This is a genomic window from Nisaea sp. (genome assembly GCF_965216895.1).
Lineage (GTDB): Bacteria > Pseudomonadota > Alphaproteobacteria > Thalassobaculales > Thalassobaculaceae > Nisaea.
Genome location: NZ_OZ244205.1, coordinates 2,699,002 through 2,724,043, shown reverse-complemented (window position 1 = coordinate 2,724,043; position 25,042 = coordinate 2,699,002). Strand labels below are relative to the sequence as shown.

The window sequence follows — 25,042 nt, the reverse complement described above, 5'->3', positions numbered from 1 at the left end:
GTGCGGGACAGATCGGGCCGCACGGTCACGGGAATGCATACTAGCGCCGTGGTGCGGCGCCAAGGTCTTATTGTCCGGAATGATTCAGGCGGCCCGGCGCCGAGATGGGCCGAAGGCGCTCTCCGGGTCGAACGGCGCGAGGTTGCCGAGGAACTGTTCGGCGCAGGCGCGCCAACTGAAGCCGAGCGCATAGGCGCGGCAATCCTCGGGCGTGAGTTCCAGCGCCTTCAGGGCGGCCGCGCGCAGATCCTCGGACAGCACGCCGACCTTTTCCGAGGCGATCACGTCGAGCGGGCCCGGAACCGGGAAGGCGGCCACGGGTACGCCCGAGGCGAGCGCTTCCAGCATGACGAGGCCGAAGGTGTCGGTGCGGCTCGGGAAGACGAAGACATCGGCGGCGGCATAGTGGCGGGCGAGATCCTCGCCCTTCCTGGCGCCGACGAATCTGGTCTCGGGGAATTTGCGTTTCAGCATCTCCATGTCCGGCCCGTCGCCCACGACCACCTTGCTGCCCGGGAGCACGAGTTCGAGGAAGGCCGGCAGGTTCTTTTCCACCGCGACCCTGCCGACGAACATGAAGACCGGGCGCTCCGCATCGAGTGCGTCTTTCGCCCGCGGGCGGAACAGCTCCGTGTCCACGCCCCGGCTCCAGTCCCGGATATTGTCGAAGCCGCGTGCTTCAAGGTCCGCGCGGATCGATTTCGTCGCCACCATCACGCCCGCCGACTTGCCGTGGAAATGGCGCATCACCCTGTAGGTCCAGGATACCGGCACACCGAGCCGAGGCTGGACATACTCGGGGAAGCGGGTGTGGTAGGCGGTGGTGAAGGGCAGATTGTTGCGCACGCAATAACGCCGCGCCGTCATCCCGAGCGGGCCTTCGGTGGCGATATGGATCGCGTCCGGCCGAAAAGCCTCGATCATCGCCGGAACCCGGAAGAACGGCCAGCAGGCGAGGCGGATTTCCGGGTAGGTCGGGCAGGGAACGGTTCTGAACAGGTCCGGCGTGATCGTTTCGACCTCGTGTCCCATGGCGCGGAGTTCGCCGATCACCGTGTTCAGCGTGCGGACGACGCCGTTCACCTGGGGGAGCCAGGCATCCGAGACGAGAAGGATTTTCATGGCGAAGGTCCCTCAGGCGAAGGTGAGATGGCGGATCTCGGCCCAGTTCAGGATTTCCATGCGGCCGTCGGTATGCTCGACCAGCGCCGTGCAACTCTCCACCCAGTCGCCGTCGTTGCAGTATGTGACGCTGCCGATCTGTTTCATCTCGGCCTTGTGGATATGGCCGCAGATGACGCCGTCGACGCCGCGCTTCATCGCCTCTTCGGCCAGTGCATGCTCGAAATTGCCGATGAACTCGACCGCGCGCTTGGCCTTGTTCTTCAGATAGGCCGAGAGCGACCAGTAGGGGTAGCCGAGGATGCGGCGCACCTGGTTGAAGCGGGTATTGAGAGAGAGGGCGAGGTTGTAGGCTCCGTCACCGACAAGGGCGAGCCACTTGTTGTACTTCACCACCACGTCGTACTGGTCGCCGTGCAGGATCAGGAAACGGCGGCCGTCGCGGGTGACGTGGATATGTTCGTCGCGTACCTCGATCTGCCCGAAATTCTCGCCGAGGAAACCGCGGAACATCTCGTCGTGATTGCCCGGCAGGAACATCACCTTCGTGCCCTTGCGCGCCTTGCGCAGCAGCTTCTGCAGGACGTCGTTGTGGCTCTGCTTCCAGGACCAGGAGCGCTTCATGCGCCAGATATCGATGATATCGCCGACCAGGTAGAGGTAGTCGGACTCGGTATGTTTCAGGAAATCGAGAAGGTAATCCGCCTGGCAGCCCCTGGTTCCGAGATGAATGTCGGAGATCCAGATCGCCCTGTAGCGGTCGATGCCCTTCTGACTGTTCATCTCAGTCTTCCATTTCCCTAAATTGGCCTGTATTCCAAGGAAAACGTCGAATTCATAGTTTATCTGGCGCGATCTATTATGAAGATGTCCATATGTTGTAAAATGAACTTTGTATGAATTCACAAAGGTGAAATAAAAAAAGTTTCTAAATCTGTGGAGATAGGGTGACGGATTAATAAAATTGTCACAAATCAGGCTGTCAAAGGGTGAAGTCCCGGGGGTTTCATTTGGATCAGTTCACCGGCGAATCGGGCGGGCTACTTGCGGGCGCAATACAACGGCCCGTTCCGGCCGGCGACCGCCGCCACGTGGTCGTCATCTACAATCCGAAAGCGGGACAAAGGCGCTATCCGCTCTTCTCCTCCGTCATTGCCGGCCTGAAAGCCCGAGGGGTCGCGGCGACGATCCTGGAAACGGGTGCGCGGGGCGACGCGGAAGCCTTCGCTCGTCATGCCCGCCAGCACAGCCTGATGCATACCGATGACGCACCCGACGCGGTGGTAGCCGCCGGCGGCGACGGTACGATCAACGAGGTTGTGAACGGGATGAGCGGCGGGGACCTGCCGCTCGCCATCCTGCCGCTCGGAACGGCCAATGTGCTGGCCGCCGAAATCGGACTGGCGGTATCACCGGAGACGATCGCCGAGACGATCTGGCGCGGCCCCGCCATCTCGGTTCGGCTCGGTGACGTCAACGGTCACCGTTTCTCCCTTATGGCCGGGGTCGGACTCGACGCGGATGTGGTCGCCAGCGTTGACGGCAAAGTGAAGGCCTGGCTCGGCAAGGGGGCCTATGTGCTGACCACCCTGCATCAACTGGCGACCTACCGGCCGCATTACTACCGGGTCGCCATCGATAGAGATACCTACAGGGCCGCCTCTGTGGTGGTGGCCAAGGCGCATTATTACGGCGGGACCTTCGTCTGTGCCCCCGACGCCAGACTCGACGAGGACATGCTGCATGTCTGTCTCTTCGAGCGGGCCGGGCGCTGGAACGCGATCCGCTATGCGGGCAACATGATGGCCGGGCGGCTGCCGCGCGCCGCAGGCTACCGGATCATCCAGACCCGTTCGGTTTCGATCTGGGCGGAGGAGGGAGCCTATAGCGGCGACCCGGTGCAGGCCGACGGCGACATCGTCACCAATCTGCCGGCCAGCATCTCGCTGCCTTCCGCGCCGCTCAGGCTCGTCGTACCCGGACCGCGCCCCTAACGGGCCCGAAGGTCGCGCCAGTTGTTCTCCGCGAGATCGATATAGCCCGAGGGATTGCGTTGCCAGAGTTCGCGCACCTTCTCGTTGCGGCTGAGATAGAGCCGCCCGTCGATGATATCGAAGACCTCGGGATCGGCGGAGTAGAGCTTGCCTCTCGCCATGCCGAACGTGCTGAAGCCGCCGAACTGCGGCAGATACTTATCGGGGTCTTGCAGGAACCTGTCGCGATTCTCGGGAGCCGCGAAAAGAATCCGGGCACCGTCGAACTCGACGGACAACGCTTCCTCCCCGCGGATGGCGGCATAGTCGCTGAAATAGGCGACCGGGTCGTATCCGTTGATGGCGAGCCCGTCGCGAACGCTCAGCGACGGCTCGACCTGCGCGCCATGCTCCTTGGTCTGCGGCTCGCGGGAGACCGCCGCGGCCAGCCCGATGGCCAGGACAACAAGGAACAGTCGCGATAAGCCACGCCTGTAGCTCATCTTTTCACTCCGATCAGGAATTCTCTCGATTGCCGCTGATCTGGTGAGCCGGGGGTCGGATTGCCAATCCTTTCGTTTCACGAAGCGGTGAAACAGTCTGTCGCTCCGGAAGAAACAATTCTGCCGGAGGTCGGATCAGCCGTTGGACCCGGCCAGGGTCAGACCTTCCACGAGAAGCGTCGGCGAATCGGTCCCGAATTTGAAGGTCAGGTCGCTCGCCGGCTTCAGAGTCCCGAAAATATCGTTCAGGTGCCCGGCCACGGTGATCTCGGAGACAGGGTAGGCGAGTTCGCCGTTCTCTATCCAGAAGCCGCCCGCGCCCCGGCTGTAGTCGCCGGTGACGATGCTGACGCTCGAGCCCATCATTTCGGTAACGTAGAGCCCGGTGCCGATGGACTTGATCAGCTCTTCCGGGCTGACGTCACCCGGCTCGAGATAGAGATTGGTCGCCGACGGGCTCGGCGGGCCGCCGGCGCCGCGCGAGGCGCGGCCGTTGCTCGTCAGGCCGATCTGGCGGGCGGTCGAGAGGTCGAGCAGCCATGTCGAGAGTCGGCCGTCCTCGACGATCATCAGTTTCTCCGAGGCCAACCCCTCGGCGTCGAACGGGCGGGAGCGGAAGCCGCGGTCGCGCAGCGGGTCGTCGACGATATTGATGCCGTCGGCGAAGATCTGCTCGCCCATCTTGTCCTTGAGGAAGCTTGTGCCGCGGGCGATCGACGCGCCGTTGATCGCGGAGGAGAGATGGCCGAGGAAAGAGCGGCTGACCCGGGGATCGAAGATCACCGGAACGCGCTGCGATTTCGGGCGCTTCGGATTGAGGCGCTTGACCGTGCGCTCACCGGCGCGGCGGCCGATCTCGGCCGCGTCCTCGAGGTCGGAAAAGAACACTTTGGCGGAATAATCGTAGTCCCGTTCCATGCCCTGACCCTCGCCGGCCAGCATCACGGCGGAGACGGAAAAGCTGGAGCGGCGGTACTGGCCGGAAAATCCGTTGCTGGCGGCGACCGCGACCTCGGTGGTGCTCCAGCCGGCGTCGCCGCCTTCGGAATTGGAGATGCCCTTGACGGCGAGTCCGGCCTCCTCGGCCTCCGCTGCGAGATCGGTCAACGCCTCGGCTGTCGGCTCGTAGGGGTCGAACATCTCGATTTCGGGGCGGGAGGTTGCGATCTGGCTGGCATCCGCGATCCCGGCATAGGGGTCTTCCGGTGCCACCTTCGCCATGGCGACAGCGCGCTCGACCAGTTCGTCGAGGGCTGCGGTCGAGGTGTCCGAACCCGATACCGAGGCCTGCCGCTGACCGACAAGCACGCGGAGCCCGATATCGTTGCCCTCCGAGCGCTCGATCGCCTCGGGGTTGCCGAGGCGCTGGGAGACCGAAAGCGAGCGTCCGGTGAGATGGACTGCGTCCACCGAGTCGGCGCCGGCCTTTCGCGCCTTGGCGATCAGGCCGTCGAGCAGTTCGAGTCCGCCGATATCAGACATGTCTTTCCCACCTACGTCACTGGACCGGCTGTTGACATAGGGCGGATCGGCGGCGTGCGCAACCGACCGCGTGCCGTCCAATTGAGATCGATTGTGGCGAGATCCGTCCTCATCCCGCCAAAGGGCGCCGGCAGAAAAGCGTCAACATGAACCCATTGAGGAGGAACCGATGAAACGGCTTCTGAACGTATTTGCCCTTGCAGCAGCGTTCTCGCCGCTCGCCGCCCTTCCGGCGACGGCCCAGCTCTTCCAGCTTTATCACGGGGTGGCCGAAGTGCGCGGTCAGTCCGTCCAGAATGAAGGTTTCGAACACAGCCTTGCCAACGAATACCGGCGTCTCGCGCTCTACGAGGCGGACGACATGGTCGACTGGATCGATGCCGAACGGTTTGCGCAGAAGACGATCGCCTCGGCACGTGGCGAGACGGTGGAACCGGAACGCCTGGAGGACTGGACCCTCGCCGAGGCGCAATTGCCTGCCCTCACGTCCTCGCGGCATCGCCTGCTGCGGGCCTTCGAACGCGATGCGCGGATCCTCGCGCCGCATGCCTCCGCGCGGGCCCAGGCCCAGTTCGACTGCTGGGTCGAACAGGCCGAAGAGGGTCATCAGCAGGCGCATATCGCCGCTTGCCGGGAAGGGTTCCTCGACGCGATGCTCGAGATCGACGCCAGACTCGCCAACTACGAGCTCGACCGGATCGAGCGGGACTATCCGGCGAAATAGGCTATTTCCAGATAGCCTTGCCGCTGCCCGGCAGCCCGAGAGAGGACCATTTCCGGTCGACCAGGTCGATGATGTCCCGGTCCATCCGGATCTCCTCGCCCCACTCCCGCTTGGTCTCGGGCGGCCACTTGTTGGTGGCGTCGAGGCCGATCTTGCCGCCGAGACCGGACTCGGGACTGGCGAAGTCGAGATAGTCGATCGGCGTGTTCTCGATCATCGTCACGTCCCGGACCGGATCCATGCGAGTGGAGATTGCCCACATCACATCCTTCCAGTCCCGCGCATTGATGTCGTCATCCACGACGATCAGCCACTTGGTGTACATGAACTGGCGGAGATAGGACCAGGCGCCCATCATCACCCGCTTGGCGTGGCCGGGATAGGCCTTCCTCATGGAGATCACGGCGATCCGGTAGGAGCAGCCTTCCGGCGGCAGCCAGAAGTCGGTGATCTCGGGAAATTGCTGCTGGATCAGCGGGATGAAGACCTCGTTCAGCCCCTCGCCAAGCACCGAGGGCTCGTCCGGCGGCCGACCTGTAAAGGTGGTCAGGTAGATCGGGTCGCGCCGCATGGTGATGGCGGAGACATTGAAGACCGGGAACTTCTCGACCGAATTGTAGTAGCCGGTATGATCGCCGTAAGGCCCTTCGTCGCCATGCTCGTCGAGCGAGACATGGCCCTCGATAACGATCTCCGCTTCCGCCGGAACCTTCAGCGGCACGGTCTTGCAATCCACCAGGTCGACCTTCTTGCCGCGCAGCAGCCCCGCGAACTGGTACTCGCTCAGCGTGTCCGGCACCGGCGTGACGGCGGCGAGGATGGTGCCCGGATCGGCGCCGATGACCACGGCGGCGGGCAACGGTTCCGGTTTCTCGTTCTTCCAGCGCTGGTAATGCTGCGCCCCGCCCCGGTGCTTGAGCCAGCGCATCAGGGTCCTGTCCCTGCCCAGCACCTGCATGCGGTAGATGCCGAGATTGAAGTCGTCCTCGCGGCGCTTGCCCGGCCCCCTGGTGACGACCAGCGGCCAGGTGATGAGCGGCGCCGGCTCGCCCGGCCAGCAGCTCTGGATCGGCAGGCGGGAGAGGTCGATCTCGTCGCCCTGCAGAACGACGTCCTGGCAGGGGCCGTAGCCGACCGTGCGCGGCTTCATCGCCATCACGGTCTTCAATAGCGGCAGCATGTCGAGTGCCTCGCGCCAGCCGCCCGGCGGTTCCGGCTGGCGCAGGAAGGCCAGGGTCTCGCCGACTTCGCGCAATTGCGACGGTTCCCGGTCCATGCCCCAGGCGACCCGTTCGACGGTTCCGAAGAGATTGGCGAGCGCGGGCATCTCGTATTGCCGCCCGTCCGGTCCGACGACATTCTCGAAGAGCACGGCCGGGCCGTTCTCGGCCAGCAACCGTGTCTGGATCTCGGTCATTTCGAGAACCGGCGAGACCGGCTGGCTGACGCGATGCAGGCGCCCCTTGCTCTCGAGCTGGGCCATGAAATCGCGCAGGGATGAATAAGGCATCAGGCACTCCGTCGGTCGGCCGCGAATTCCGGCCGCAGCTCAGATATAGCGGTGGGATGAGTGCGCGGCCAGCGGCGAGCGCACGTGCCCCGAGTTGCACTGCGATTGCGGGCAATTGCCGTCGGCGGTATACCGTCCAGAGAATTTCGGCACGGAGATTTCTCATGGCGTTCTGGGTTATCGGCGGCGAATATACCGACACTTCCTTCACGCATATCAAGGGCGGCGACGCGGAAACCAAGATAGGTCCGTTCCCGGATTACGAGACTGCGAAATCGGTCTGGGGCAAACTCGCATGGGAACATGTCGACGACGCACATACCCGATACCGGATATGGGACGACGGTTCGGAGCAATTCTGGGTCGTCGGCGGAACCTACAAGTCGACCGATTTCAGCGAGACGATCGACGGTTCTCCGGAAAACCGGATCGGCCCGTTCGAGAGCTACGAGGCGGCAAAGGCCGAATGGCAGAAGCGGGCCTGGGAGAGCGTCGATGACGCGCATACCCGCTACCGCATCGAAAAAGTCAGCGGCTGAACCGAGGTGCGCGATTACCCGCCGCATGGAGACTACTCGATTGCACTCGACCCGGAACATGACCGGGTGGTCAGGCTGTCCGCTTCCGGATCCGTCAATGTCGAGATGCTGCGGATCCACAATGACAGCACCAATGCGATTGTCGACGGTTTCGGCGGGCAGCCCTATGGCATGGTCTGCAACTTCAACGGCGGTGTGATCATGACGCCGGAGGCGGAACAGGCCTGGATCCGGGGCGCTGCGGGCCGCGTCGCGCGAGGCTGGTGTGCCGTTGCCTACTATTTCGACGATACGGCCGACTACAAGACTCTCGTTCGGGCCCGGATCACGAGTGTTCTGGACGAGATCGGCGTTCCCTGGTTCGAAGCGGAGGACGCCGCCGAGGCGTTGTCCTGGGTCCTCGAACGCATTGGCAACGCGACTCGAAGCTAGCGGCCTGGGGCGCTATCCCGGAGGCTCGATCGCAAGAATCCGGGCGCACTGACCTAATTTTTCTCGAATTTGCCTAAAAATGATCTATCTACGAACTCCGGGCTGTCCGGGAGAGTTCGCGTGACTGTGTTTTCCGAACATGGCGATTACAGTATCGGCACAGATGGGCGCATCCTGCAGGTATTCGTCACGGCGACACTCAACAGCGAAATGATGGCGCGTTATTCGCGGGAGATGTCCGAATTAGCCGACGCCATGACGGGCCGACCATTCGCAAGCTACATCGAATATCTCACTGACGCGATCCTGATGCTGGAAGCGATCGAGAAGCTGAGGCCGGGTATCCAGGAGCGACAGCGCAAAGGCCTTTGCGCGGTCGCGTTCAATGTCAGCAAGAGCGCTGCCCCTTCGATTGTTGCTGCAAAAAGCGGCGAACTCTATGACGCGCTCGGGCTGCCCTGGAAAAGCGTCCAGGACTATGACGCAGCGCGCCCCTGGCTTCTGGAACAGATCGACGCCGCAGAGAAGCAGGTACGGCCGGATCGGGGAACGCCCGAGGAATCCGGCCCGGAGATCAGCTGACGCCGGCGGCGCCTGCGGGGAACAAGACGTAGGGGGTGACGTGCGTCGACGGTCTTGGTGCGCACCCCCATGGCATGTCCTTCAACTTCAGGAACAGTGTGATGATGATGCCGCAGAGCCGCTGACCGGCATCCTTGAAAAGATCGGCCAAACCAACAAGGATCGAAGACTGGCGTGCGAGAGCGCGGTGTCGGGGGGCCACCTTGTCGAGATTTAAACCGCACGGCGAATACCGCCTTGAGCGGGACGGCAACATCATCAAGAACTTTGCCGCTGGAGCGGCAAACCTTGAGGCCCTGCAGGGCTTCGGGCGTGAGATGAGAGCGATGGTGGCGGAACTGGAAGGCCAACCCTTTGCCACCTATGCTGAGTACGGACCCGGGGTTCTGCTGACGCCGGAAGCCGAAGAGGCTCTCCGGGCGAATATCGCCGATCGTGTCGCGTGCGGTCAGGTGGCGGCGGCACTGAACCTGTCGCAGACCGAAGAAAGGTTGATCGTGCAATCCCAGATCGGCCGCATATGCGACGATCACGGATTGCCGTGGCGCACCTTCCGCTCCTATGCGGAAGCGAAACCCTGGCTCCTGCAGCGGATTGGAGTGGCGTCCGGCACGGGCCGGCCGGGGCACTGCGCGACCGGGCTCTTTGCGCCGCACGGCGAGTACCGTTTGGAAACGGACGACCGCATCATCAAGGTCACCGCCGCCGGGGCCACCAACAGGGAGGCCATTCTCCGCTTCAGCGCCGAGATCGCGGAACTTGTAGCGGGCTTCGGCGGGCGTCCCTTTGCTCTCTATTCCGCTTATGATGCCGACGTCATCCTGACCCTCGAGGCCGAGGAACGGCTGCGCAAGAGCATCACCGAACGGGCGCGCCTGGGCATGTGTGCGGCGGTGCTCAATGTCAGCAATTCGATGCACCCCATGATCGTCAGCGGCCAGATCGGCGGTCTGTACGACGAGGCCGGCGTGCCATGGCGGACCTTCGATGATTACGAGAGTGCGCGCGACTGGTTGCTCGAGCGGGTCGCGGCGGCGGAAGCGACCGATCGTCCGCCCGGCCGCGGAGAGACCTGAAGGCTTGCCGCGGAAAACCCCGAACTCACCGCTTGCCGTGTCGGTGGCGCTTCCATTACTTTGCCGCACCGCAAAACCCCAATGATGCGAGCGCGTTTACATGTCGACACACGGCGAAGCGGTTCCGCGAACCGACTTTCAGTCTCTCATCCTGACCTTGCAGAGCTACTGGGCAAGCAAGGGATGCGTGATTCTGCAGCCCTATGACATGGAAGTCGGCGCGGGTACCTTCCACCCGGCGACGACGTTGCGTTCGCTCGGCCCGGACGAGATCTGGAAGGCGGCCTATGTGCAGCCCTCCCGACGCCCGACCGACGGCCGCTACGGCGAGAACCCGAACCGCCTGCAGCACTATTACCAGTTCCAGGTGTTGGTGAAGCCGTCGCCGGCCGACAGTCAGGAACTCTATCTCGGCTCGCTGAAGGCGATCGGGCTCGATCCGATGGATCACGACATCCGCTTCGTCGAGGATGACTGGGAGAGCCCGACGCTCGGCGCGTGGGGGCTCGGCTGGGAAGTCTGGTGCGACGGCATGGAGATCTCGCAATACACCTATTTCCAGCAGGTCGGCGGCATCGACTGCGATCCGGTTCCGCTGGAACTGACCTACGGCCTGGAGCGTATTGCCACCTACATCCAGGGCGTCGACTCGATCTACGACCTCGACTGGGACGGCGTGCCGAAGGACCAGGGCGGCAAAACCTATGCCGATATTTACCAGCAGGCGGAGCGCGAGTTTTCCACCTGGAACTTCGAAATCGCGGATACCGAGACTCTGTTCCAGCATTTCAAGGACGCCGAAGCGGAGTGCGAACGCATTCTCTCCGACGACCGGCCCCTGCCATTGCCGGCCTATGACCAGTGCATGAAAGCGAGCCACGTCTTCAACCTGCTGGATGCGCGCGGCGTGATCAGCGTAACCGAGCGCCAGGCCTATATCGGCCGCGTCCGGGCGTTGGCCAAGGGTTGCTGCGAACGCTGGGTCGAGGCGGGCAAGGCCCAGAAGGAGGCCGCAAATGTCTGAGCTTCTCGTCGAACTGTTCAGCGAGGAAATCCCCGCTCGCATGCAGAAGAAGGCGGCAGACGACCTGCTCTCGCTGCTGACGGGCAAACTGAAAAAGGCCGGCCTCGAGTTCGGCGCTGCCGTCTGCCACGTGACGCCGCGCCGTCTGGTCGCCGTGATCGACGGTCTGCCGGACAAGCAGCCGGATACGCGCGAGGAGCGCCGCGGCCCGAAGGCGGATGCGCCGGAAAAAGCTCTTCAGGGCTTTCTCGGGTCCGTCGGCCTGACGCTGGAGCAGTGCGAGAAGCGCGAGACCCCGAAGGGCACGTTCCTTTACGCCGTGGTCGAAACCAAGGGCGCCGAGACCAGGACCGTGCTGCCGGGCATCGTCGCCGAGGCGGTGAAGGATTTCGCCTGGCCGAAGAGCATGCGCTGGGGCCGGCATGCCTTCCGCTGGGTGAGGCCGATGCATGGCGTACTCGCGATTTTCGGCGGCGAGACGCTCGCGGGCTCGATCGATCTCGGCGGCGGCGCACTTGCCTTCGGCAATACGACCAGGGGCCACCGCTTCCTTGCGCCGGATACGATCACGGTGACGGATTTCGCCGATTACACGGCAAAGCTCCGCGCCGCCTACGTGATCCTCGACCGCGAGGAGCGGAAGAAAATCATCCTGGAGGGCGCGAAGGCGCTGGCCGCGGCCGAAGGCCTGACGCTGAAGCCGGACCTGGGCCTGCTCGAGGAGGTCTGCGGCCTGGTCGAATGGCCGGTCCCGATCATGGGGGCGATCGACGACGCTTTCATGGACGTGCCGGCGGAAGCGCTGGTCACCTCCATGCGCAGCCACCAGAAATATTTCTCGGCGGAAACCGCGGACGGCAGCCTGGCCGCCCGCTTCATCACCGTCTCCAACATGAAGACGGACGCGAAGCGCGACGCGACGATCCGGGCCGGAAACGAAAAGGTGCTGCGCGCCCGTCTCTCGGATGCCAAGTTCTTCTGGGACCAGGACCGCGCGGTAACGCTGGAAAGCCGCCGGGCGAAGCTCTCGGACATCCTGTTCTACCAGAAGCTCGGGACTGTCGCGGACAAGGCGGCGCGGCTGGAGAAGCTGGCTGCCTGGCTCGCGGGCTATGTCCCGGGCGCCGATGCCGCGAAGGCCGAACGTGCGGCCGCGCTCTGCAAGGCTGACCTCGTGACCGAGATGGTCGGCGAGTTCCCGGAGCTCCAGGGCATCATGGGCCGCTATTACGCGCTGCATGACGGCGAGGCGCCGGAAGTGGCCGACGCGATCGCCGATCACTACGCGCCGCAGGGCCCGAACGACCGCTGCCCGACCGCGCCGGAAAGCGTCGTCGTGGCGCTCGCCGACAAGATCGACACGCTCGCCGGTTTCTTCGCCATCGACGAGAGGCCGACCGGCTCGAAGGATCCCTTCGCGCTCCGCCGGGCGGCGCTCGGCGTCATCCGCCTCATCGTCGAGAACCAGCTGCGTCTGCCGCTTAGGCAGGCGTTTGACGAAGCGATTAGAATCTTGAAACCAGTTATCTCGGACGCGGATTTCTATCGGGAGGGAGAAGCGTTTGCTGAGTCCGCTATCGAAGGTGATGGCACCCTCGACCAATCTGAAGTCCAGGCTGGCATGGTCTCTCTAGAACTCCTCGACTTCTTCGCCGACCGTCTGAAGGTGCATTTGCGCGAAGGCGGGGTGCGGCACGATCTGGTTTCCGCGGTCTTCGCCCTCGGGGGCGAGGACGACCTGGTGCGTCTGCTGGCCCGGGTCGAGGCGCTGCAGTCGGTGCTCTCCACCGAGGATGGCGCCAATTTGCTCGCGGGCGTCCGCCGCGCCGGAAATATCGTGAAGGCCGAGGAGAAGAAGGACGGCACGTCCTACGAAGCCGCGCCCGACGAGTCCCTGCTCGACGAGGCCGAGGAGAAGGCGCTGTCTCAGTCCCTCGTGATCGCCGAAACCGGCGCGGACAAGGCGCTCGCGGTGGAGGATTTCGAGGGCGCGATGGCGGCGCTCGCCGGGCTGCGCGGTCCCGTGGACGCTTTCTTCGACAAGGTCACGGTCAATGTCGACGATGCGTCTGTCCGCAAGAACCGTCTCGCGCTCTTGGCCCGGGTCGGGGCGACGGCCAACCGGATTGCGGATTTCTCCCAGATAGAGGGCTAGCGACGGCGCGATGGAAAAGTGGATCTACACATTCGGGGAGGGCGCTGCGGAAGGCTCTGCCGGTATGGAGGATCTGCTCGGCACCAAGGGCGCCAACCTCGCCGAGATGAGCGCGATCGGCCTGCCGGTCCCGCCCGGCTTCACCATCGCGACCGGCGTCTGCGCCTATTATCACAGCCACGGCGGCAGTTACCCGCCGGAGCTCGAGGCAGCGTTGCGGAGTGCGCTCGCCGGTCTGGAGACGGCCCGGGGGGCGTCGTTCGGCGACCCGGAAAATCCGCTTCTGGTCTCGGTGCGCTCCGGCGGCGCCGCCTCGATGCCGGGAATGATGGACACCGTCCTCAATCTCGGACTCAACGACGCGGTGGTCGAGGGGCTCGCGAGGAGGACCGGTGACCGGCGCTTCGCCTTCGATTGTTATCGCCGCTTCATCCAGATGTACGCCGAAGTGGTTCTCGATCTCGACGCGTTTCTGTTCGAGGAGACCGGGGACGAGATCAAGGAGGATTTCGCCGCCGCTTCAGATCGCGACCTGACCGCCGACGCCTTCGCCGAGATGGTGCGGCGCTTCAAGGAAATCGTCCGGGCCGAAACCGGTGAGTCCTTTCCGGACCGGCCGGACGCGCAGCTCTGGGGCGCGATCGGCGGGGTGATTCGGTCCTGGAACAATCAGCGCGCGGTGATCTACCGGACGCTGCACAATATTCCGCACGATGTCGGCACTGCCGTGACCGTGCAGGCGATGGTGTTCGGCAATCGCGGCGAGAAGAGCGTCACCGGCGTCGCCTTTACCCGCAACCCTTCGACCGGGGTTAAGGAACCCTACGGCGAGTACCTGCCCAATGCGCAGGGCGAGGATGTCGTCGCCGGACTGCGCACTCCCCTGCCGCTGGTCGAGAGCGCGGCTCATGGCGAGGCCGGACCGGCGAAATCGCTGCAGGAACAAGCGCCCGAGCTTTTCGGGAAGCTGCTGCAGCTCTGCGACCGGCTCGAGCGGCACTATGGCGACGTGCAGGACATCGAATTCACGGTCGAGGAAGGCAAGCTCTTCCTGCTGCAGACGCGGCCGGCCAAACGCACGGTCGAGGCCCGGCTGAAGATCGCCGTCGACCTGCATCTTGAAGGGCTTATCAGCCGCGAACAGGCGGTGATGCGGGTCAATCCGGACGATCTCGACAGTCTGCTCTATCCCTCGGTCGATCCCGCGGCCGAGGCCCGTCCGATCGCCCGCGGCCTGCCGGCCTCCCCGGGTGCGGCGAGCGGGATTGCGGTGTTTGATCCCGACGATGCGATCCGCCGCGCCCGGGACGGCGAGGACGTGATCCTTGTGCGCAAGGAAACCAGCCCGAACGATATCCACGGCATGCATGCGGCGGTCGGCATCGTCACTGCACGCGGCGGCTTGACCAGTCACGCCGCGGTCGTGGCGCGCGGGATGGGGCGGCCCTGTATCTGTGGCGCCAGCGCCGTGCGGATCGCCTCCGATCAGACGTCCTTCATGGCCGGCGACGTGATGGTGAGGGATGGCGACGAGATCACGCTCGACGGCACCGGCGGGGGGATATATCTCGGCCGGATTCCGACGGTGGAGCCGACGCTCCCGGAAGATCTCAAGACCCTGGTGGGCTGGGCGGACGGTATCCGCTATCTCGCCGTCAGGGCGAATGTCGAAACCATGGAGGATGCGCGCGCGGCGCGCCGGTACGGCGCCGACGGCGTCGGACTGGTGGCGACCGAGCACACCTTCTTCGCGCCGGCCCGCATCATGACGGTGCGCGAGCTGACGCTGGCCCGCAACGAGCGCGAGCGCCGGCCTTCGCTCGACCGCCTGCTGCCCTTGCAGCGTGCCGACTTCACCCGTCTGTTCCGCGAATTGCGCGGCTTTCCGGTGGCGGTGCGGCTGCTCGATCCGCCGCTCGACGAGGTTCTGCCCGTGACGGACGGGGATTACGAGGAGACTGCCGAAGCCCTTGGCCTGCCCATCGAGGCGGTGCGCAAGCGTGTCGCCGCGGTGCGCCAGATCGTGCCGGTCCTCGGTCATCGCGGCTGCCGCCTCGCGATCTCCTATCCGGAGATCACCGAGATGCAGGTCCGCGCCATGTTCGAGGCGGCGAGCGCGGTAATGCAGGAATTCGGCGAGACGGTGACGCTGGAGATCACCGTTCCGCTCGTGGTCGGCAAGCGCGAGTTCGATTTCGTGCGGGTCATCGTCGACCGGGTCGCCGCCGATGTCGAGGGCGAGACCGGCTGCACCGTGAACTACCGGGTCGGCACCCTGATCGAGCTGCCGCGCGCGGCGCTCCGGGCCGGAGAGATCGCCAAAAGCGCGGATTTCTTCAGTTTTGGCACCGACGACCTGACCCGTACGGTCTTCGGCATGTCCCGCGACGACGCCGATGCCTTCCTCACCACCTACATGAACAATTCCGTCGTCGATCTCGACCCGTTCGTGACCCTCGATATCGAGGGCGTCGGCGAACTGGTCCGGATCGCGACCGAGCGCGGCCGGGCCGAGAACAAGGACCTGCTGATCGGCATCTGCGGCGAGCATGGTGGCGATGCCAAGACCGTGCGATTCTGCCATTCGATCGGCCTCGATTACGTCTCCTGCGCCCCGAACCGCCTGCCGGTCGCCCGCATCGCCGCGGCGCAGGCCACGATCCATGGAAATGACGTCCTGCTGAATTGACCGCGTGCCGCCCGCCAATCAAACTCCGTCGCAAACGGGAGGATGTAATGGCGAGGAAAAAGGCTCTGGTCGTGGGAGCGCTTGGCGTGATCGGGCGCCGGCTGGTGCAGCATCTGGAGGAGAGCGGCGGCTGGGACATCGTTGGCGTCAGCCGGAGATCGCCGGATTTTCCGACAAAGGCGGCGCATGTCTCGGTCGACCTGCTCGATCGTGCGGATGCTGAAGCCAGGCTCGGCGGACTCACCGACATAACGCATATCTTCTACACCGCCTTCCAGGCCCGTCCGACCTGGGCCGAACACGATGCGCCGAACCTCGCCATGCTGGTCAATGCAGTGGAGCCGGTCGCCGCCGCCTCGAAGGGACTGGAACATGTCCAGCTGATCGAGGGCAACAAGATCTACGGCAGCCATCTCGGGCCGTTCCGGACGCCCGCGCGGGAGGACGACCCGCCGCACATGCTGCCGAACTTCTACCATACCCAGGAGAGCTGGCTGCGCGAGGCGCAGAAAGGCAAGGACTGGAGCTGGTCTGCGCTGCGCCCGCACACGGTCTGCGGCTTCGCCGTCGGCAATCCGATGAACATCTCGACCTGCATCGCGGTCTACGCGGCGATCTCGAAGGAACTCGGTCTGCCGTTGCGCTTCCCGGGTAAGCCGGGCGCTTTCGAGGCGGTCTATCAGGTGACGGATTCGGCGCTGCTGGCGCGCGCTATGGTGTTCTGCGCGACGGCGGAGAGCGCGCGGAACGAGGTCTTCAACATCACCAACGGGGATTTCTTCCGCTGGAAGAACGTCTGGCCGAAATTCGCCGCGTATTTTGGCATGGAGATGGGTGACGTGCAGACCATTCCGCTGACCGAGTTCATGGCCGACAAGGCACCGCTCTGGGAACGCATGGTCCAGAAATACGACCTTATGCACACGCCCTATGCGGAGATCGCGGCCTGGCCGTTCGCGGATTACGTCTTCGGCACCGACTGGGACGTGATGACCGACACGCTGAAGATCCGCATGGCCGGGTTCCACGATTTTGTCCGGTCCGAGGAAATGTTCCTCGAACTGTTCGAGGAGTTCAGGGCGCGGAGGGCGGTTCCTTGAAGAAACAGTCCGCCATCCCGGCGAGAGCCGGGACCGTGTCGAACATTGGGCGGAGCCCGTCATAGCGGGGTCCCGGATCGTTGTCCGGGATGACGGCAATGGGGAAGCGGCCTAAGTGTCCGGCCCGGAATCCGGCTTGTCGCCGACCCGGTGCGGGGCGTTGCGGTGCTCGAGTTCGAGCAGCATCGAGGTCTGGTCGTGTTCGGCGAAGCCGCGGGCGCTCAGCTTGTCGTAGAAATCCCGGACCAGGCCGAGGAGCGGGAGTTCGATCCCACACTGCTCCGCGGTGGTGAGCACCGTGTTCAGGTCCTTGAGCATGTTGCGCACCGGCGCGCCGGGGCTCCAGTTGCGCTCGAGAATGCGCCCGCCATGCTCCTGCAGCACGCGGCTCTCGGCGAAACCGCCGCGCAGCGCGTCGCGCACTGCCGCGGGATCGGCTCCGCCGGCCTCGGCCAGCAGCATGGATTCGGAGAGCCCGGCGATGGAGATCGCGACGATCACCTGGTTGCAGAGTTTCGTGAGCTGGCCTGCGCCGCAGGGGCCGACCCGGAAAGGGCGCCCCATGGCGGCGAGCACCGGGGTCGCTTCGACGAAGGTGTCCTTCTCGCCGCCGACCATGATGGCGAGGCTGCCGAGTTCGGCGCCCTGCGTGCCGCCGGAGACCGGCGCGTCGAGATGGCGGATGCCGAGCTTGGCGAGTTGTGTGTCGAACTCCTGCTCGGCCCTTGGGGCGATCGAGCTCATGTCGCAGAAGATCGCGCCCGGCTTCATCGCCTGGGCGACGCCGCGCTCGAACAGGATCTCGCTGACCGCATCGGCATCCGTCACGCAGGTGCAGACGATGTCGGCCTCCGCGACCGCCTCGGCAGGATCTGCGGCAATGGTGGCGTGATGCGTGGCGAGTGCCTCCGCCTTCCCCTCGGTCCGGTTCCAGACCGTCAGCGGAAAGCCGGCGCGGGCGATGTTGATGGCCATGCTGAGGCCCATCCGCCCGATGCCGAGAAAGGTGACATTCGGTGTCATTCCCATCCCTTCGTCGCGCGCGCCGCTATCCTCTCTTCAGAAGATCCTTGGCCAGTCGGAACAAGCCGTGGGCGCCTGTATACTCTCCCAGTTGGCGACAGCGTATATCACGGGCCGCGAGCGCCGGGGTGTAGAGATCGGTGAGGTCTGGGTTGCCGATTATGCAAACCTCTGATCCGGCAGGAATATTGTGCACTGCGGAATTGACTTCGCTGCCGATCAGCAGGCCGGAGAGGAAGGCGCCGCTCTTCTCCACGGACAGGTTTCCGAGCAGGGTGCCCGCCCGGACCGCAAAGAGCCGGGCCAGCATTCCACCCTCCGCATCTGCGGCCGCGAGGCCTTCACGGAATCCGTCCCCGGACCAGAGCGCGTGTTCGATCGTGGTGCCGAGGATCGAATGGCGGCGCAGCAAGTCGAACAGCTCGCCGGTCATGTAGGTGTGGAAGTCCCGGATGATACCGTCTTCAAGCAGTGCCCATTTGCTGTGCGTGCCGGGCAGGCAGATCATGTGGCGGCCGCCGCCGAGCCGTTCCAGAGCGCCGAAGATCTGCAATTCCTCGCCACGCATGACGTCGGCGCGGCCGTTCTGCAAGGTCGAGAGGCCGGGGGCGATCCAGAAGCCATGGCCGGACTCCATCGATCCGCGGACGGCTCCGGCGGCGAGGCCGGCCGGATCGGCCGGGCAGGGCAGATAGGGAGCCTCGATCCAGCCCTGGCGGCTGCCGATCATCCCGCCCATGACGATGAGCGGTGCCGCCGCCGGATCGGCCGGGAGCCAGTCGCCGACGATCTGATGGAACGCCCCCTCGAAATCGCCGTCGTCGATCGCCCGGATCCCGGCTTCGGCCCGGCGCCGGTCGAGAATTGTGCCGTCCCGCGCCATGCGGAAGGCCCTGAGGCTGCTCGTGCCCCAATCGACGGCCAGAACCGCCGTATGCTCTGCTGTCATATCGGCCATGGTGACGTTCTCCGGCGCGGCGCTGCCGCTGCTTGACTTGGCGGTATCCGGCTGCAAACCTCGCCGCCTGTCTATCAGGCTGCAATCAAAAATCGTTTGGGGGAAGGAGCTATCCCATGAAGCTGCTGCGGTATGGCGCGCCGGGTGCCGAAAAGCCGGGAATTCTGGACGGTGACGGCAAGATCCGCGATCTGTCGGGCATCGTTGATGACATCGGCGGCGCCGCGCTGAGCCCCGAGGGTCTGGCGAAGATCGCCGCTGCGGATATCGGCTCTCTCCCGGTTGTCTCCGGAAATCCGCGTCTTGGCGCCTGTGTCGGCGGGGTCGGGAAGATGATCTGCGTCGGCCTCAACTACAGCGACCACGCGGCCGAATCCGGCATGGAGGTGCCGCCGGAGCCGATCATCTTCATGAAGGCGACCTCGGCGATCTGCGGGCCGAATGACGATACGGTCGTCCCGCGTGGCTCCAAGAAACTCGACTACGAAGTCGAACTGGGCATCGTCATCGGCAAGACGGCGAAATACGTCTCCGAGGCCGAGGCGCTGGATTACGTCGCCGGCTACTGCGTGGTGAACGATGTTTCCGAACGCGAGTACCAGGCCGAACGCTCCGGCCAGTGGACCAAGGGAAAAAGCGGCGACACCTTTGGCCCGACGGGGCCCTGGATGGTGACCAGGGACGAGATCCCGAATCCGCAGGAACTGGGTATCTGGGCCAAGGTGAACGGTGAGACCCGGCAGGACGGCAACACCAACACCATGGTCTACGGTCCGGCTTTCCTGGTGCATTATCTCAGCCAGTTCTTCACCCTGCATCCGGGCGACGTGATTCCGACCGGTACCCCGCCGGGCGTCGGCATGGGCTTCAAGCCGGAGCCGAAATACCTGAAGGCGGGCGACGTGGTTGAACTCGGTATCGATGGTCTCGGCGTTCAGCGCCAGACCTGCGTCGCCGACAGCTGACGCGGGCGGCCGAGATCATGGTGGAGTACGATTTCTCCGGGCGCACCGCCGTCGTTACCGGCGGCGCGCGCGGCATCGGCAAGGCGATCGCGGCGCGGCTGCTGCGCGGCGGCGCGTCCGTCAGCCTCTGGGACATGGATTCCGGAAAGCTGGAAGAGACCGCGACGGAACTTGGCGGAAAGGTGCACACGGCGGCCGTGGACATCACCAGCGATGCCGCGGTGGATGCAGCCGCGGCGTCGGTGGAGCGCGAGTTCGGGCGGCTCGATATCTTCGTCAACAGTGCCGGGATCAGTGGCCCGATCGAGACCACCTGGCAATATGACGTTGCCGAGTGGCGCAAGGTCATCGATATCGACCTGACCGGCACCTTCCTCTGCTGCCGGGCGGCGATTCCCTACATGCTGCGCAATGATTACGGGCGCATCGTGAATATCGCCTCGATCGCCGGCAAGGAAGGTAATCCGAAGGCGGCCGCCTACAGTTCGGCCAAGGCCGGCGTCATCGGCCTTACCAAGGCGCTCGGCAAGGAACTCGCGGAGACCGGGGTGACGGTGAACTGCATCACCCCGGCGGCGGTGAAGACCGACATCTTCGACCAGATCACCCAGGCCCATATCGATTTCATGCTCTCCAAGATTCCCATGAAGCGGTTCGGCCTGGTCGAGGAGATCGCCAATCTCGTGGCCTGGCTCTCCTCAGAGGATTGCAGCTTCAGCACCGGTGGCGTATTCGATTGCTCGGGAGGCCGGGCGACTTACTGAGCCCGGACCGTCAGGAACGGGGGAGCGGGGTGCGAGGGATGAGCAGGGCCCGGCAGTCTGACGTGCTGATCCGCAACGAGGCGTTCTACAACGCCTTCTCCACCCGGGACCTGGAGGCGATGGAAACGCTTTGGGCGGGCGAGATGCATGTCAGCTGCATTCATCCCGGCGCGCCCCCGCTTTTCGGTCGTGATGCGGTGATGGAGAGCTGGGCAAGAATTCTCTCCGGACCGGTGCAGACCTCGCTGCAATGCCTCGAGCCGAAAGTGCATTTCCTGAGCCAGGACCTGGCTCTGGTGGTCTGTTACGAACGGCTCGGTGCAGAGACACTGGCGGCAACCAACATCTTCGCTCTCGAGGCGTCCGACTGGGTGCTGGTCCATCATCAGGCGGGGCCGCTTGCGAGCGAGATCGCGGCGCATGCGGACGTGCCGTCGCCGCGCCTGCTGCAATAAGCGCGCGTGTCCGTCACGCGCTGTTTATTTCCCGTTCGGCGCGTTTTGTGGCTAATCGGACCAGACACCGGCTTCTGGAGGATTGGTCCATGAGACGGATCCGCGCGTTCCTGTTCGCGTGCCTGTTGTGGACGGTAGCGGGAGCTTCCGCCGTCGTCGCGGAGGTCGAGAAACCGTATTCGGGGGTGGTGACGGTCGAGACCGGCCAACCCTTCGATGCTTTCGTGAAGACCCTGCCCGAAGCGATCAAGAAGCGGGGCTTCAACATTGTCGGCATCGCCTGCGCGACCTGTGCCGCGAAATCCGAAGGCGTGACCATCCCGGGCAACCGGGTCTTCCTCTTCTTCAAGCCGGCCTATGCCGTGCGCATGCTGGCAGCGTCGGAGGCCGCAGGTATCGAGGCGCCGATCCGTGTCTATGTGACGGAGGGGCCGGACGGCAGTGCGAGGGTGACCTATCGCCTGCCCAGCCACGTTTTCGGGGCCTACAAGGTTTCGGCGCTCGAAATGCTTGGCGCGGAACTCGACGAAGACGTTCGTGCCATTCTCGACATTGCGAAATCGGGGAACGGCGGTTAAGAGGGGCGCCATGAGCATCGCCATTCCAGCCTATCCGCTGCCGCAAAAGCCACTTGCCCTGGTGCTTGGCACGATCTTCGTCGCCATTGCAGCGCTGCATTTCTTCGATGGGGAACTCCGGCGCCTGGCTTTGCTGGCGATCGGAGGCGGGCTCGGGGTCGCGCTCTATCATGCGGCCTTCGGTTTCACGGCGGCCTATCGAAACCTGATCCGGGACCGGGATCTCAGCGGGGTCGCCGCGCAGGCCGTGATGCTGGCGGTCGCGATGATCCTGTTCGCGACCGTTCTGAGCGGCGGCCAGGCCTTCGGGTTCAAGGCCGGCGGGGCGGTGGCACCGCTCAACATCTCGCTGGTCACGGGGGCCTTCATCTTCGGCCTCGGCATGCAGATTGCCGGCGGCTGCGCCTCCGGCACGCTCTTTACCGCCGGCGGCGGCAATGCGCGGATGATGGTGGTGCTGGTGTTCTTCTGCGCCGGCTCTTTCTGGGGCTCGCTCGACATGCCGTTCTGGCGCGCGCTGCCGTCGCTCGGGGCGGTCTCGCTCGGGCGCGCGTTCGGATATCCGCTTGCCGTCATCATGCAGATCGGCGCGCTCGCCACGATCCTCGGTCTGCTCTGGCTCTGGGGCGCGCGCCTGAAGAAACCGCTCTGGGACCGCACGCATCCGCTGAACGGGCGCAGGCTGCTACAGGGGCCCTGGCCGCTGCTGCTCGGCGCGCTCGCGCTCGCCGTGCTCGCCTATGCGACGCTGCTCGCCAAGGGATACCCTTGGGGGGTGACCTGGGGCTTCACGCTCTGGGGCGCGAAGGTCGCGGAGTTGCTCGGTTGGGACCCGAACAGCAGCGCGTTCTGGGCGGTCGGATGGCGCCAGGGTGCGTTGCGCGAGGGGGTGCTGGTCGAGCCGACCTCGCTGATGAATATCGGCATCATTCTCGGGGCGGGGATCGCCGCCTCGCTTGCCGGCAAGGTCGCGCCGAAGCTGGCCATGGGCTGGCGTCCCTTCCTTGCGGCGGTGATCGGCGGGGTGATGCTCGGTTACGGTGCGCGGCTCGCATATGGCTGCAATATCGGCGCCTTCTTCTCCGGCATCGCTTCGACGAGCCTGCATGGCTGGGTCTGGATCGCGGTCGCCATCGTCGGCAACATCATCGGGGTCAGGTTGCGGCCGTTCTTTCGCCTCGGGTGACGCGCCGAAATAGCCTGAACGCGACTAAGGTGTTCCAGAGGCGACAAATTTTCATTATTTATTAAGGCGTTATCGAATCCTTGGCTGGCAGGGTCGCGTTCTTCGCATGCCTCAATCGAAAGTTGAGGGCGTAGTCTGGTTCGACCAATTGCCGCATTCGGGACCTTTCCAATGTCCGCCGCCCTGCCCGCAGTCGCCGTATCCTCCGGCTATGGACGCGGGATTGCCTGCCAGCTTACCGCCGTCTTCCTGTTCGCGATCATGGGCGTGCTTGTGAAAGGCCTCGGCGATGCCTACCCGACCTCGCAGATCATCTTCTTCCGGAGCCTTCCGGCATTGCTGCCGCTCCTGATGTATCTGCCGAACCAGGGAGGCTGGCGCGCGCTGATCACGAAGCGCCCGGATCTGCAGTTCCTCCGGGCCGGGCTCGGTATCGTCTCCATGTTCACGGGCTTTTATGCCCTCGCCCATATGGACTTTGCCTCCTATGTGACGATCAGCTTCTCGGCGCCGCTTTTCGGGACCCTGCTCGCGATCCCGTTCCTCGGCGAGAAGGTCGGTATCCGCCGTCTCTCCGCCGTGCTCGTCGGCTTTTCCGGCGTGCTTCTTGCGGCCGCGCCCGATGGCAGCGGGATCAGCCTCTATGCCCTTATGGCGCTTGGGGCGGCACTCGCCTACGGGACCATCATGGTGGTGATGCGCAAGCTCGGCAGCGTCGATCGGAGTGCAGCAACCGTCTTCTACTTCACCCTTGCCGGCGTGATCGCCGGCGGCGTCCTGATGCCTTTCGAATGGGTGATGCCGAGCGCGGTCGATTTTGCGCTGCTGGTGGGCGTGGGGCTGATCGGCGGGGTCGCGCAGATCTTCATGACCGAGGCGTTCCGCCAGGCACCGACCGCAGTGATCGCGCCGTTCGACTACACGGCGATGGTCTGGGCCGTGACGCTCGGCTACCTGGTCTTCGGCAGCGTGCCGTCGCTGCAGGTCGTCGGGGGCGCGAGCATCATCTGCTGCGCCGGTCTCTTCATTCTCTACCGCGAGACCAAGCTCGGCCTCAAGAAGCCGAAGCTGAAACGCTCAAGCCTCTAGGAGGCCGCGTCCGGGGCGAGCAGCCGGGCGACTTCCGCCTGCAGATGCGGCAGGATCTCGGCCTCGATCCAGGGATTCTTCTTCAGGAGATTGCCGCTGCGCCAACTCGGATGCGGCAGCGGTAGAAAGCGTGGCCCGTACTCCCTCCAGGCGCGCACCGTTTCCGTCAGCGTTTTCTTTCGCGCCGTTCCGAGGTAGTGCGCCTGCGCATACATGCCCGCCAGCACCACCAGTTCGACCCGGGGCATGTGGGCCAGCAGCGGGTCGTGCCATTCCCGGGCGCATTCCGGCCGCGGCGGCGCGTCGCCGCCATTCGGCAGGACACCCGGATAGCAGAACCCCATCGGCATGATCGCGATGCGTTCGGAACTGTAGAAGGTCTCCCGGTCGAGCCCGAGCCAGTCGCGCAGCCGGTCGCCGGAGCGGTCGTTCCAGGGAATGCCGCTCTCATGCACTCTCGTGCCGGGCGCCTGTCCGACGATCAGGATCCGCGCTTCGGGGCGCGGCACCACGACGGGGCGCGGGCCGAGCGGCAGATGTTCCTCGCAGATCCGGCAGGCCGCGATCCGCTCTTTCAGGGTGTCGAGATCTTCAGGCACGGCGGAACCGGTTCTTCTCCTTCGGCGGACGGCGGAACAGCAGCCGCCAGAGCAGGGACAGAAGCACGTGGAGGATCCAGCCGACGAGGATACCGGCGATGCCAAAGCGGATATCGAGGGTGAGCGTCGGCCGGAAAGAGGACCAGGTGGCTTCCGCGATGCCGGTCTCGAGATGGGTGAAAGCGACCCAGGGCCGGAGGAGATAGGGGGCGGCGGCCAGCGCCGCATGGGCCTCGTCCAGCTGTTCCGCCCTGTCGCGTCTCTGCAGCATGCGCTCCGCGCCGGCCTGGACCGCCCGATCCTGCGACGCACGATAGCGCTCGGCGAAACCTTCCAGCGTCAGCCCGAAGGCCCGGGCCTCGTTGACGTCCTGGCGGTGCGCCGCTTCGGCCTCGTCCCGCGCGCCGCCGAGCCGCTGCTCGTATTCCTGCACGAGCTGCGGCAGCTGCGAGCCGCCGACGGCGCCGCAGGCGATGAAGGCGATCAGGAAGAGGTCGCGGAAGATCTTCATCGC

Annotated in this window: 25 protein-coding genes; 16 read left to right on the top strand and 9 right to left on the bottom strand. The window is 64.8% G+C overall.

The features are described from left to right. Nucleotides 1–84 precede the first annotated feature (84 nt). Together ACOOE1_RS13090 and ACOOE1_RS13085 are read right to left on the bottom strand one after the other, a co-directional pair. Nucleotides 85–1,122, bottom strand: coding sequence for a glycosyltransferase family 4 protein (locus ACOOE1_RS13090; RefSeq protein ID WP_420402639.1), 1,038 nt, complete (start codon nucleotides 1,120–1,122; stop codon nucleotides 85–87). Between the two features lie 12 nt (nucleotides 1,123–1,134). Beyond that, the gene (locus ACOOE1_RS13085) at nucleotides 1,135–1,905 is read right to left on the bottom strand and encodes a UDP-2,3-diacylglucosamine diphosphatase (RefSeq protein WP_420402638.1); all 771 of its coding nucleotides are present in this window, start codon (nucleotides 1,903–1,905) and stop codon (nucleotides 1,135–1,137) included. Between the two features lie 227 nt (nucleotides 1,906–2,132). Here ACOOE1_RS13085 and ACOOE1_RS13080 point away from each other — a divergent pair, with 227 nt between their 5' ends. Beyond that, nucleotides 2,133–3,116 (top strand): diacylglycerol/lipid kinase family protein, encoded by a 984-nt coding sequence (locus ACOOE1_RS13080; protein ID WP_420402637.1) that lies wholly within the window; start codon nucleotides 2,133–2,135, stop codon nucleotides 3,114–3,116. Here ACOOE1_RS13080 and ACOOE1_RS13075 read toward each other — a convergent pair. Both ACOOE1_RS13075 and ACOOE1_RS13070 read right to left on the bottom strand, forming a co-directional pair. Beyond that, nucleotides 3,113–3,598: a YHS domain-containing (seleno)protein gene (locus ACOOE1_RS13075; RefSeq protein ID WP_420402636.1), complete on the bottom strand. Its 486-nt coding sequence runs from the start codon at nucleotides 3,596–3,598 to the stop codon at nucleotides 3,113–3,115. The two genes, ACOOE1_RS13080 and ACOOE1_RS13075, sit on opposite strands and share 4 nt — an antisense overlap. 135 nt (nucleotides 3,599–3,733) lie before the next feature. Then, nucleotides 3,734–5,080, bottom strand: coding sequence for a TldD/PmbA family protein (locus ACOOE1_RS13070; protein WP_420402635.1), 1,347 nt, complete (start codon nucleotides 5,078–5,080; stop codon nucleotides 3,734–3,736). Nucleotides 5,081–5,249: 169 nt separating this feature from the next. On the opposite strand from ACOOE1_RS13070, the gene ACOOE1_RS13065 reads away from it, so the two are divergent. After that, a complete protein-coding gene (locus ACOOE1_RS13065; RefSeq protein WP_420402634.1) occupies nucleotides 5,250–5,804 on the top strand; it encodes a hypothetical protein in 555 nt (184 codons plus the stop codon). 1 nt (nucleotide 5,805) lies between these two features. Here the strand turns inward: ACOOE1_RS13065 and ACOOE1_RS13060 are convergent, their stop codons facing one another. Next, the gene (locus tag ACOOE1_RS13060) at nucleotides 5,806–7,314 is read right to left on the bottom strand and encodes a UbiD family decarboxylase (RefSeq protein ID WP_420402633.1); all 1,509 of its coding nucleotides are present in this window, start codon (nucleotides 7,312–7,314) and stop codon (nucleotides 5,806–5,808) included. 164 nt (nucleotides 7,315–7,478) lie between these two features. On the opposite strand from ACOOE1_RS13060, the gene ACOOE1_RS13055 reads away from it, so the two are divergent. From ACOOE1_RS13055 to ACOOE1_RS13020, 8 genes are all read left to right on the top strand, one after another. Further along, on the top strand, nucleotides 7,479–7,853 hold the full coding sequence (locus tag ACOOE1_RS13055; protein WP_420402632.1) for a DUF4170 domain-containing protein: 375 nt from the start codon (nucleotides 7,479–7,481) through the stop codon (nucleotides 7,851–7,853). Nucleotides 7,854–7,859: 6 nt separating this feature from the next. Continuing rightward, nucleotides 7,860–8,285, top strand: a complete 426-nt coding sequence (locus ACOOE1_RS13050) for a hypothetical protein (protein WP_420402631.1) — start codon at nucleotides 7,860–7,862, stop codon at nucleotides 8,283–8,285. Nucleotides 8,286–8,405: 120 nt separating this feature from the next. After that, entirely contained in the window at nucleotides 8,406–8,867 is a 462-nt protein-coding gene (locus ACOOE1_RS13045; RefSeq protein ID WP_420402630.1) for a hypothetical protein, read from the top strand. A gap of 203 nt (nucleotides 8,868–9,070) precedes the next feature. Next, complete coding sequence (locus ACOOE1_RS13040) at nucleotides 9,071–9,943, top strand: hypothetical protein (RefSeq protein ID WP_420402629.1); 873 nt, start codon at nucleotides 9,071–9,073, stop codon at nucleotides 9,941–9,943. Nucleotides 9,944–10,043: 100 nt separating this feature from the next. Then, nucleotides 10,044–10,967 carry a glycine--tRNA ligase subunit alpha gene (locus tag ACOOE1_RS13035; protein ID WP_420402628.1) on the top strand — a complete coding sequence of 308 codons (924 nt, stop codon included), beginning with the start codon at nucleotides 10,044–10,046 and terminating at the stop codon, nucleotides 10,965–10,967. Beyond that, nucleotides 10,960–13,122, top strand: coding sequence for a glycine--tRNA ligase subunit beta (glyS, locus tag ACOOE1_RS13030; RefSeq protein WP_420402627.1), 2,163 nt, complete (start codon nucleotides 10,960–10,962; stop codon nucleotides 13,120–13,122). Before ACOOE1_RS13035 ends, glyS begins: the two co-directional genes overlap by 8 nt. A gap of 10 nt (nucleotides 13,123–13,132) precedes the next feature. Then, nucleotides 13,133–15,811, top strand: coding sequence for a pyruvate, phosphate dikinase (gene ppdK, locus ACOOE1_RS13025; protein WP_420402626.1), 2,679 nt, complete (start codon nucleotides 13,133–13,135; stop codon nucleotides 15,809–15,811). A 47-nt stretch (nucleotides 15,812–15,858) separates the two neighbouring features. Beyond that, the gene (locus tag ACOOE1_RS13020) at nucleotides 15,859–16,911 is read left to right on the top strand and encodes an SDR family oxidoreductase (protein WP_420402625.1); all 1,053 of its coding nucleotides are present in this window, start codon (nucleotides 15,859–15,861) and stop codon (nucleotides 16,909–16,911) included. A 111-nt stretch (nucleotides 16,912–17,022) separates the two neighbouring features. On the opposite strand, the gene ACOOE1_RS13015 is transcribed toward ACOOE1_RS13020, so the two are convergent. After that, the gene (locus tag ACOOE1_RS13015; RefSeq protein ID WP_420402624.1) at nucleotides 17,023–17,934 is read right to left on the bottom strand and encodes an NAD(P)-dependent oxidoreductase; all 912 of its coding nucleotides are present in this window, start codon (nucleotides 17,932–17,934) and stop codon (nucleotides 17,023–17,025) included. 25 nt (nucleotides 17,935–17,959) lie between these two features. Further along, on the bottom strand, nucleotides 17,960–18,892 hold the full coding sequence (locus tag ACOOE1_RS13010; RefSeq protein WP_420402623.1) for a 2-dehydro-3-deoxygalactonokinase: 933 nt from the start codon (nucleotides 18,890–18,892) through the stop codon (nucleotides 17,960–17,962). A 116-nt stretch (nucleotides 18,893–19,008) separates the two neighbouring features. Here ACOOE1_RS13010 and ACOOE1_RS13005 point away from each other — a divergent pair, with 116 nt between their 5' ends. From ACOOE1_RS13005 to ACOOE1_RS12980, 6 genes are all read left to right on the top strand, one after another. Beyond that, nucleotides 19,009–19,857 (top strand): fumarylacetoacetate hydrolase family protein, encoded by an 849-nt coding sequence (locus tag ACOOE1_RS13005; RefSeq protein WP_420402622.1) that lies wholly within the window; start codon nucleotides 19,009–19,011, stop codon nucleotides 19,855–19,857. 17 nt (nucleotides 19,858–19,874) lie between these two features. Then, nucleotides 19,875–20,621, top strand: a complete 747-nt coding sequence (locus ACOOE1_RS13000) for an SDR family NAD(P)-dependent oxidoreductase (RefSeq protein WP_420402621.1) — start codon at nucleotides 19,875–19,877, stop codon at nucleotides 20,619–20,621. A gap of 38 nt (nucleotides 20,622–20,659) precedes the next feature. After that, on the top strand, nucleotides 20,660–21,076 hold the full coding sequence (locus ACOOE1_RS12995) for a nuclear transport factor 2 family protein (RefSeq protein WP_420402620.1): 417 nt from the start codon (nucleotides 20,660–20,662) through the stop codon (nucleotides 21,074–21,076). Between the two features lie 89 nt (nucleotides 21,077–21,165). Continuing rightward, complete coding sequence (locus ACOOE1_RS12990; RefSeq protein ID WP_420402619.1) at nucleotides 21,166–21,654, top strand: DUF302 domain-containing protein; 489 nt, start codon at nucleotides 21,166–21,168, stop codon at nucleotides 21,652–21,654. A 10-nt stretch (nucleotides 21,655–21,664) separates the two neighbouring features. Next, nucleotides 21,665–22,840, top strand: a complete 1,176-nt coding sequence (locus ACOOE1_RS12985; RefSeq protein WP_420402618.1) for a YeeE/YedE family protein — start codon at nucleotides 21,665–21,667, stop codon at nucleotides 22,838–22,840. A gap of 171 nt (nucleotides 22,841–23,011) precedes the next feature. Beyond that, the gene (locus ACOOE1_RS12980; protein ID WP_420402617.1) at nucleotides 23,012–23,929 is read left to right on the top strand and encodes a DMT family transporter; all 918 of its coding nucleotides are present in this window, start codon (nucleotides 23,012–23,014) and stop codon (nucleotides 23,927–23,929) included. Here ACOOE1_RS12980 and ACOOE1_RS12975 read toward each other — a convergent pair. Together ACOOE1_RS12975 and ACOOE1_RS12970 are read right to left on the bottom strand one after the other, a co-directional pair. Then, nucleotides 23,926–24,528: a uracil-DNA glycosylase family protein gene (locus ACOOE1_RS12975; protein ID WP_420402616.1), complete on the bottom strand. Its 603-nt coding sequence runs from the start codon at nucleotides 24,526–24,528 to the stop codon at nucleotides 23,926–23,928. The genes ACOOE1_RS12980 and ACOOE1_RS12975 overlap by 4 nt on opposite strands. Beyond that, the gene (locus tag ACOOE1_RS12970) at nucleotides 24,521–25,039 is read right to left on the bottom strand and encodes a DUF2937 family protein (RefSeq protein ID WP_420402615.1); all 519 of its coding nucleotides are present in this window, start codon (nucleotides 25,037–25,039) and stop codon (nucleotides 24,521–24,523) included. Before ACOOE1_RS12970 ends, ACOOE1_RS12975 begins: the two co-directional genes overlap by 8 nt. Nucleotides 25,040–25,042 lie beyond the last annotated feature (3 nt).

Bases quoted from the DNA above. Each gene is read 5' to 3' on its own strand.
- ACOOE1_RS13075 (WP_420402636.1), bottom strand. From the start codon at position 3,598: ATGAGCTACAGGCGTGGCTTATCGCGACTGTTCCTTGTTGTCCTGGCC.
- ACOOE1_RS13065 (WP_420402634.1), top strand. From the start codon at position 5,250: ATGAAACGGCTTCTGAACGTATTTGCCCTTGCAGCAGCGTTCTCGCCG.
- ACOOE1_RS13035 (WP_420402628.1), top strand. From the start codon at position 10,044: ATGTCGACACACGGCGAAGCGGTTCCGCGAACCGACTTTCAGTCTCTC.
- ACOOE1_RS12990 (WP_420402619.1), top strand. From the start codon at position 21,166: ATGAGACGGATCCGCGCGTTCCTGTTCGCGTGCCTGTTGTGGACGGTA.
- ACOOE1_RS12980 (WP_420402617.1), top strand. From the start codon at position 23,012: ATGTCCGCCGCCCTGCCCGCAGTCGCCGTATCCTCCGGCTATGGACGC.
- ACOOE1_RS13085 (WP_420402638.1), bottom strand. From the start codon at position 1,905: ATGAACAGTCAGAAGGGCATCGACCGCTACAGGGCGATCTGGATCTCC.
- ACOOE1_RS13020 (WP_420402625.1), top strand. From the start codon at position 15,859: ATGGCGAGGAAAAAGGCTCTGGTCGTGGGAGCGCTTGGCGTGATCGGG.
- ACOOE1_RS13015 (WP_420402624.1), bottom strand. From the start codon at position 17,934: ATGACACCGAATGTCACCTTTCTCGGCATCGGGCGGATGGGCCTCAGC.
- ACOOE1_RS13070 (WP_420402635.1), bottom strand. From the start codon at position 5,080: ATGTCTGATATCGGCGGACTCGAACTGCTCGACGGCCTGATCGCCAAG.
- glyS (WP_420402627.1), top strand. From the start codon at position 10,960: ATGTCTGAGCTTCTCGTCGAACTGTTCAGCGAGGAAATCCCCGCTCGC.
- ACOOE1_RS12970 (WP_420402615.1), bottom strand. From the start codon at position 25,039: ATGAAGATCTTCCGCGACCTCTTCCTGATCGCCTTCATCGCCTGCGGC.
- ACOOE1_RS12995 (WP_420402620.1), top strand. From the start codon at position 20,660: ATGAGCAGGGCCCGGCAGTCTGACGTGCTGATCCGCAACGAGGCGTTC.
- ACOOE1_RS13055 (WP_420402632.1), top strand. From the start codon at position 7,479: ATGGCGTTCTGGGTTATCGGCGGCGAATATACCGACACTTCCTTCACG.
- ACOOE1_RS13060 (WP_420402633.1), bottom strand. From the start codon at position 7,314: ATGCCTTATTCATCCCTGCGCGATTTCATGGCCCAGCTCGAGAGCAAG.
- ACOOE1_RS13010 (WP_420402623.1), bottom strand. From the start codon at position 18,892: ATGGCCGATATGACAGCAGAGCATACGGCGGTTCTGGCCGTCGATTGG.
- ACOOE1_RS12985 (WP_420402618.1), top strand. From the start codon at position 21,665: ATGAGCATCGCCATTCCAGCCTATCCGCTGCCGCAAAAGCCACTTGCC.
- ppdK (WP_420402626.1), top strand. From the start codon at position 13,133: ATGGAAAAGTGGATCTACACATTCGGGGAGGGCGCTGCGGAAGGCTCT.
- ACOOE1_RS13005 (WP_420402622.1), top strand. From the start codon at position 19,009: ATGAAGCTGCTGCGGTATGGCGCGCCGGGTGCCGAAAAGCCGGGAATT.
- ACOOE1_RS13090 (WP_420402639.1), bottom strand. From the start codon at position 1,122: ATGAAAATCCTTCTCGTCTCGGATGCCTGGCTCCCCCAGGTGAACGGC.
- ACOOE1_RS13000 (WP_420402621.1), top strand. From the start codon at position 19,875: ATGGTGGAGTACGATTTCTCCGGGCGCACCGCCGTCGTTACCGGCGGC.